The 648-nt window shown below is 43.8% G+C and carries 1 pseudogene; it reads right to left on the reverse strand.

Features of this window, described 5'->3' with window-relative positions:
* Positions 1-648 (reverse strand): annotated as a pseudogene (locus tag CHI06_RS29735) (hypothetical protein); the annotation flags it as partial.

Here is a 648-nt window from a genome sequence, read left to right on the forward strand (position 1 = left end):
TGGCATTTGTCCACCCATTGGCATTTGACCCATTCCCGGCATTTGGCCGCCCATTGGGTTTGTCATCGGTAATTGCGGCATAAAGGATGAAGACTCATCATACCCATGTGGCATAAATTCTGCACCTCCAACACCTGGCATTTGTCCAGATTGATTAGGCATCATATTTGGCATATGGTGCATTGCAGCTCCCTGAACCTGTGGATATGGCATAAATCCTACAGGCGGACAAGGTGGCGGCGGGCACCATTTCGGTGGTGGCGGACAATAACCTGATCCCGGCAAAATTGGTGTCATAGGTGTACAAAAGTCTTGTGGCATTTGTTGTTGCACAGGAAGCTGATTTTCCATTGGTGCTTCTTGTATCGGCATAACTGGATTTGCTTTCATTGGTTCTTTCATTTCAGGAAGTATGTTCGTTGGTTTTGGCGGTAATTGTGGCTGTTTTACCTCCATATTGGTCATATTGTTCAGGTAATAGTTATTAATATCGATTTCTGGGATGATTTGCAGGGGCATTTTTGGAGTATATGGTGTTTTTGGTGCTTCTAAAATTGGTGTTTTAACTGGTGCTTCTTTGATTGGTGCTTTAACTGGTGCTTCTTTGATTGGTGCTTTAACTGGTGCTTCTTTGATTGGTGCTTTAAC

This window comes from Bacillus sp. 7884-1 (genome assembly GCF_002272245.1).
In the GTDB taxonomy this organism is placed as follows: domain Bacteria; phylum Bacillota; class Bacilli; order Bacillales; family Cytobacillaceae; genus Neobacillus.